The sequence below is a fragment of the Psychrobacter sp. SHUES1 genome (assembly GCF_001652315.1).
GTDB lineage: Bacteria > Pseudomonadota > Gammaproteobacteria > Pseudomonadales > Moraxellaceae > Psychrobacter > Psychrobacter faecalis.
Map to the genome: position 1 here is coordinate 1 of NZ_LXWA01000100.1, position 5,824 is coordinate 5,824.

At 37.7% G+C, this 5,824-nt stretch carries 7 protein-coding genes; 2 read left to right on the forward strand and 5 right to left on the reverse strand.

Features of this window, described 5'->3' with window-relative positions; all coding sequences use genetic code 11:
• The 4 genes from A7325_RS12385 to A7325_RS12400 all read right to left on the reverse strand — a co-directional run.
• Nucleotides 1-772 (reverse strand): AAA family ATPase (locus tag A7325_RS12385; RefSeq protein ID WP_197488914.1); only part of this gene is annotated, 772 nt, incomplete at its 3' end.
• Nucleotides 773-989: 217 nt separating this feature from the next.
• Nucleotides 990-1,256 (reverse strand): type II toxin-antitoxin system mRNA interferase toxin, RelE/StbE family, encoded by a 267-nt coding sequence (locus A7325_RS12390; protein WP_068408597.1) that lies wholly within the window; start codon nucleotides 1,254-1,256, stop codon nucleotides 990-992.
• On the reverse strand, nucleotides 1,243-1,524 hold the full coding sequence (locus A7325_RS12395; protein ID WP_068408599.1) for a type II toxin-antitoxin system RelB/DinJ family antitoxin: 282 nt from the start codon (nucleotides 1,522-1,524) through the stop codon (nucleotides 1,243-1,245). Before A7325_RS12395 ends, A7325_RS12390 begins: the two co-directional genes overlap by 14 nt.
• Before the next feature lie 127 nt (nucleotides 1,525-1,651).
• Nucleotides 1,652-1,849 (reverse strand): hypothetical protein, encoded by a 198-nt coding sequence (locus A7325_RS12400; RefSeq protein ID WP_068408601.1) that lies wholly within the window; start codon nucleotides 1,847-1,849, stop codon nucleotides 1,652-1,654.
• A 488-nt stretch (nucleotides 1,850-2,337) separates the two neighbouring features.
• Between A7325_RS12400 and mobV the strand changes: the two genes are divergently transcribed.
• Nucleotides 2,338-3,243, forward strand: a complete 906-nt coding sequence (gene mobV, locus A7325_RS12405) for a MobV family relaxase (RefSeq protein ID WP_068408603.1) — start codon at nucleotides 2,338-2,340, stop codon at nucleotides 3,241-3,243.
• Nucleotides 3,244-3,779: 536 nt separating this feature from the next.
• Nucleotides 3,780-4,727, forward strand: a complete 948-nt coding sequence (gene repM, locus A7325_RS13600; protein WP_082894406.1) for a replication initiation protein RepM — start codon at nucleotides 3,780-3,782, stop codon at nucleotides 4,725-4,727.
• A gap of 154 nt (nucleotides 4,728-4,881) precedes the next feature.
• Here the strand turns inward: repM and A7325_RS12415 are convergent.
• Nucleotides 4,882-5,824, reverse strand: a 943-nt coding sequence (locus A7325_RS12415; RefSeq protein WP_413771802.1) for a DUF4435 domain-containing protein, incomplete at its 5' end; no start/stop codon positions are given.

A 5,824-nucleotide genomic window follows, 5' to 3' on the forward strand; every position in this document is an offset into this window, starting at 1 on the left:
AATAAGGATTTGAGTTGTTAAAACTATATTGTCTAAGTACGTATTTATCAGCTACACGAGAAGAGGCAAATTCAAGATCGTGTGTGATAAACAAAAAAGCACAGTCCGGTCTAACTGATTCTACTGCGTCCCATAATTTTGCCATTATAGAACGATGAATATGAAGTTCTGGCTCATCAAAAATTATCAAAGAATTCTCTTCTGCAACTAATGTTTGACCTAACATATAGAAAACAGCTCTTTCACCGTCGCTCATCTCACTACCAGAATAATACTGATCTGCATCTGCATCTGACACCTGAATATCATCACCAGATACATGTAGTTTTCGATGAGGTAATAATTGCTCCCAAATCTCTGTAAGGACTTCAAATTTTGTTGGATCAGCAGAGCTGTTATCGCCACTACGAACTCTTTTGTGAGTTGTCAGCGCTCTATTAGATTGCTCAGCAAATAAGGCTTGTATAAGGAAGTCAAAGTCATTGAGCATATGAACCGAATTTTTTCCACCCCAACGATTACCTGTTCTATGATGAATTGCGGCATTCTCACCTGAATAACCTACTCTAAGACCCAATAATGCGTTGGCTTCACTTATTTTTGGAACCGTTGGATTTAAAGTAAGAGCTCTATGAGCTGAAATTCGGTGAGCGTTAATACCTAATTGCTCTTCTATGTAAGTAGCAAGTCTCGTTTTACCTGTGCCATTGGCTCCAACAAAAACCGCGGAGGATCCTGCTTCTATTCTTATTTCTTCATGTTTATCAAGCATGGGTATATTAATCGTAAAAACCACTATCTCTTCCTTATTTTTCTAGTTTTGCAGACATTTGCATTGATATGCTGCAACATCTGCTTATTACCCCAGAGGAGCCCGCTATTTCATTCCTTAAAAAATATTAATAAACCACTTAAAACCATAAAGACTCCACAGGAACCCTTTCTCCTAGCTTGTTTAATTTTCGATCCAACAACTGAAAAGCATTAGGCTAATCAAACACCTCTGAATGGCTACCCAGCCTAACAAAATCTACCGTATCGCTCTGAATACGGTAGATAAGCACCAAGTCAGGCTTGATATGGCAATCTCTAAATCCTTTATGATTGCCGGTTAACGCATGATCTTTGTATTTAGGCGGTAGCGGTATATCGTTAGTTAAACAATTGAGTACCTCGCCCCATGCAGGAGTGAGTAAGCTTAGATAATTCTTTTTGGCATCTCTCTTAAACTGACTTGATACTTCAATGGATCTCATCAGCTTCGCCTTCTAGCTCATCCATCAAATCGCCAAAACTGTCGTACTTACTCCCTTTACCGCTCGCAACCTCTGCAATAGCAGCGATAGTTTGCGCGTTGAGCTTCGGCTGATAGTTAAAAGACAGAGGAACCTCATTGGTATCGGCTATTTGATTTAAAAACAATCTGATGGCTTGTGAAGGCGTTAACCCATAGCTTTCAATAACAGAAAAAGCCCTATCCTTCAGATCCTGGTCAAGCCGTACATTATAATTAGTTGTACTCATAGTAATCACCTTTCGCTTATGTTTGTACGTCCAATATAAGCGGTAAATGATTAGATCTCAATAGTTTTAGCGCTTTTTCTGAGTTTTTGCATGAGATAAATTTAGGGAAAGGCTCGATTATATGTTTCTACTTTAAGCCTTTAAGTAATTTAGCTTCCATATGGCTAACCCCAGCAGCTTCTATTAGCTTCTCAAAACTCGAATATCGGCTGCAACTAGATATAAAACTAGGGATCATAAGATCGTCCAGCGGGATACTATGGGTGCCAGATAACTCTGAGAGATTTTTCTCTAGTTGATCAAGACCTGTTAAATCAAATTTCATGATTTTCTCCTCGTATTATTTAAAGAAAAAAATTACCCAAACTATGAGAATTATCTGTAGCTACAGATAATTCTTTTAGGTTAATAAATTATTGATACCAGCCTAAGATTATGCCAGTGAATGACTAGGAGTAACGCTCTTTTAAACCCTTTTTTGTAGCAGATTTTACGACAGATAAAAAACCCGTTATTTACTACCTAATTTAATGACTACACCTTACGCACCCTAAAGGGACTGCCAAATAGCTGATATTGTTAGGTTTATTGAAATTTGAGTGTTTGCAAAGTGCAAACAAAATCGTTATAAGTTATTGATTTAAAAATAAAAAAGGTGTCTACAATCTGTAAACACCCAAGTTGAAAAACAGTGAAAAATAGCCCTTTTTCACCGCCTTTTGCAGCAAAAATCTCGCTTTTCTAACAGGTGAATTTATGGTGTAGTATGTACACTTTAGTAAAATAACACCCAATTATCAGGAAAAAGTAGTAATGAACTATGCGATTTTAAGAACGGCGAAATTAAAGACGATGGGCAACATTGGTGGCAGTCTTGCACACAACTATCGAACGATAGAAACGCTCAATGCTGATCCCAACCTCACCCCTAAAAATCACCATAGTGTCGCTACCCCTGAAGCAGTCAAACAGGCAATAAAAAACCGACTTCCTGAAAAAAGACGCTCTGATGCGGTGCTCTGTATTGAGTATTTAATAACCGCCAGTCCTGAATGGGAAGGCTGGGGAAAAAGCCAAGAAGTAGAATTTTTTAAGCGATCTGCTCAGTGGCTCATGGATAAGCATGGGGAAGAAAATATTGCAGGTATAAGTATTCACAGGGATGTAAGTACACCGCACCTAGTCGCTTATGTCGTTCCTATTGATCAAAAGGGGAAGCTAAACTGTAAGGATTTTCTAGGTGGCAGGGCTAAATTAAACAAGATGCAGACCGATTTTGCCAATACGGTCTCTGATTTATGGTTAACGAGGGGTAAAGAAGGCTCTAAAGCCAAGCATACCAGCATCAAGGAGTATTACCACGACATCAATCACGCGAGGGATTTTAGTATTACGACTTTAGCGCCTAAGCCTGAAATGTTTGAAAGCAAGGCCCGGTATGGGGAAAAGGTCACAGCAGCTGTTATTGAGCAAATAGAACCGACTGTGAAAGCAGCAAATAGCATCCTGACTGACTACGAGAAGGCGAGGAATGATAAAAGCGTTGCGGAAGCGAGCTATGACACTCTCAAAAAACGTGTTGAGCCTTACTTATTGGCAATTGAAGGGTTAAATCAAGAGGAAATTACTAGGGTAAACGAGGCAATGCAGCTGGAAAGCCGTAAAATCACTGTAGAGCTAAATAATACTAAATGGGCTAGGAAGATATCGAAATATTGACTAAAGGCTCTTAAATCTAATTATGTAGGCAAATAGGATGGTTTCTATAGCTCACTACTAAACTTTAAGGAAAAAAGTTATTAGAAAGCTTAAAAAATTATTAATTTGAAAAACCTGCTGCTTTAGATGAGCCTAAAAACAAATTGATAGATTATCTGACTCAAAAGATCAAAAAAAGTCTCTGATATTTCGAGGTAACTAGGGCTTTTTTCTTTTGTGTTTTTAATTAGTAAAAAAATAAAAAAAATGCTTTTAATGCTTTTAATGCTTTTAATAGCTTTTAGACCCTCTGTAACCCCTGCTAGTATTGACTTGTAAGCTCCATTAAGGGACGTTTAGTTACCCATTAAGGGACGTTTAGTTACCCATTAAGGGACGTTTAGTTACCCATTAAGGGACGTTTAGTTACCATTATAGGACTTATATATATTTGTCCCATAAATGACGTTTAGTTACCATTATAGGACTTATATATATTTGTCCCATAAGGGACTTAGTGTTATGATGTCACTAAATACTAGTAAGGAAGGAATCTCGTGAGTAAAGGTAATTTAGTTGTTAAAACAAATCAGCTTAATTCAGCATTACAGAATTTATCTTTGCCTGAAATTCGTATTGTTCAACTGGCAATAGTAGATGCTAGGGAAACCAATACAGGGCTAAGCACTGATAAACCATTACGCATTGATGCTCTACGCTATGCTGAGATGTTTGAAACCACTCGACAGAATGGCTATAAGCGTATGAAAGAAGCTGAGGAAACGTTATTTAATAGGCGTTTTAGTTATATTGACGATAAAGGGAAGATTATTAAATCCCGTTGGATACAGCAAGTAAGATATCTTGATGACGAGGGGGCAATCGAATTAGTCTTTACTCTTGCCGTGGTCAATGGCATTAGTCGTATTGATGGTGCAGAAGATTTTTTTACCTCATATCTGCTTGAGCAAACCGCCAGTATGGACAGCATTTACTCTGTTAGGCTTTATGAACTGTTAGTACAGTGGAAAGCTGCCAAGCAGACTCCAATGTTTGCGCTTGAGAAGTTTAGAGATCAATTAGGTGTTGGTATCGAAGAATATAAAGCTATGAACGATTTTAAAAAGCGTGTGCTGCTAGTAGCTATTGATGAAATCAACAAAAAATCAGATATTAAAATCAGCTATGAACAAGTCAAAAAAGGTCGCAAGATTGTAGGTTTTACTTTCACTGTTTATGAAAAGCCAAAAGCTAAGACTGATGTAGTTAGTAAGGAGCGCGACGCTAGTACAGCAGATATGTTCACGGTTGATGGGTTGAATGATAAGCAGCTAGGGCGTATTGCTCGTAACCCTGCTTTTATGGCGGAATACAATCATTTAGTAAGTCCGACTAGCCCAGCTGGGCAGTCACAGCAAGGGTGGGAGTTTGAAATGGTTAACCGCCTTAAAAAAGATCCTACACAGTTTAATAAACGTCCTATCAGAGAATATCTTGAATACTAGGTCTTATGGGTACGTTTGATTTCCTAGTAATAACTTGAACCTTTGGCTATAAAATAATAGTAGCAATGGTTTGAGTGATCTAAATAATAGGTGTTAGTCCTTTCATAAATACGTATCACAGCGCTGTGATACGTGGAATCATCAAATATAGAGTTTACTGTGGTGTAATATCTGGAAGAGTGTCTTTAATCGATTGAACTAACCCTTCTACGCTGTCGTTTTTTAAAACTCGTACTATCCAGCTTTCAAAGTCATTACGGCGACACCCTTTCAAATGTAGAGCTGCCTTTGCGATCAATCCTTTATTATCGTAGTTGGCTAATAACAATGGTAAATCTCTACTCTCTACAGCTTGGCGAATCCTATCAGTAGCTTCTTGAGCAATACTCTCAATATTTAATTGAGCTGTTTGGTAAGAATATAAATCTGATAGCGCATCAACTGTTTCTGCTTCTGCAAAATCAATTTTTTTGAGCAATCGATCTATACGCCTTTTACAATACCTTGTTACTACTTTTTCGATAGCTTTATCTGAATTTAAGAATGCAAAAATATCTGAGGCTAGATTTTCTAGCTTTGCATCAAGCTCACTACCAACATGACCTTCACTTTGCGCGATAACACTACTAACACTTGGAAGAAGAATTAAATTCTCAATTTCAGATACAGGCAGAGTAGCAATACCCAAGCTTTGTAGATGATCTCGGTCAGCCTGACTATAATCATCAGCATCGACAATGCCTGAGCAAGTTATTCTTGTTAGGCTAGCATTTTTTCTCATAGTTACTACAGAGTGAATTACGTCTTCACAAGAGCCTTTCGGCACAATACTCCACTCTGTAAAACAACTTCTATACAGTGCAATATCTAAGCTGTCATTAGTACCCTCAACAAATAATATTGGTTTTCGGCTACCTAGAATCAATGTCGTCAACTCTTCATCAAAACCTGAATCACTGGGAAGTTTCTCAATATTCCAATAAGGATTTGAGTTGTTAAAACTATATTGTCTAAGTACGTATTTATCAGCTACACGAGAAGAGGCAAATTCAAGATCGTGTGTGATAAACAAAAAAGCACAGTCCGGTCTAACTGAT

Excerpts from the sequence above, each read along its gene's own strand:
- A7325_RS12390 (WP_068408597.1), bottom strand. The coding sequence starts at position 1,256 with ATGAGATCCATTGAAGTATCAAGTCAGTTTAAGAGAGATGCCAAAAAG.
- A7325_RS12395 (WP_068408599.1), bottom strand. The coding sequence starts at position 1,524 with ATGAGTACAACTAATTATAATGTACGGCTTGACCAGGATCTGAAGGAT.
- A7325_RS12400 (WP_068408601.1), bottom strand. The coding sequence starts at position 1,849 with ATGAAATTTGATTTAACAGGTCTTGATCAACTAGAGAAAAATCTCTCA.
- mobV (WP_068408603.1), top strand. The coding sequence starts at position 2,338 with ATGAACTATGCGATTTTAAGAACGGCGAAATTAAAGACGATGGGCAAC.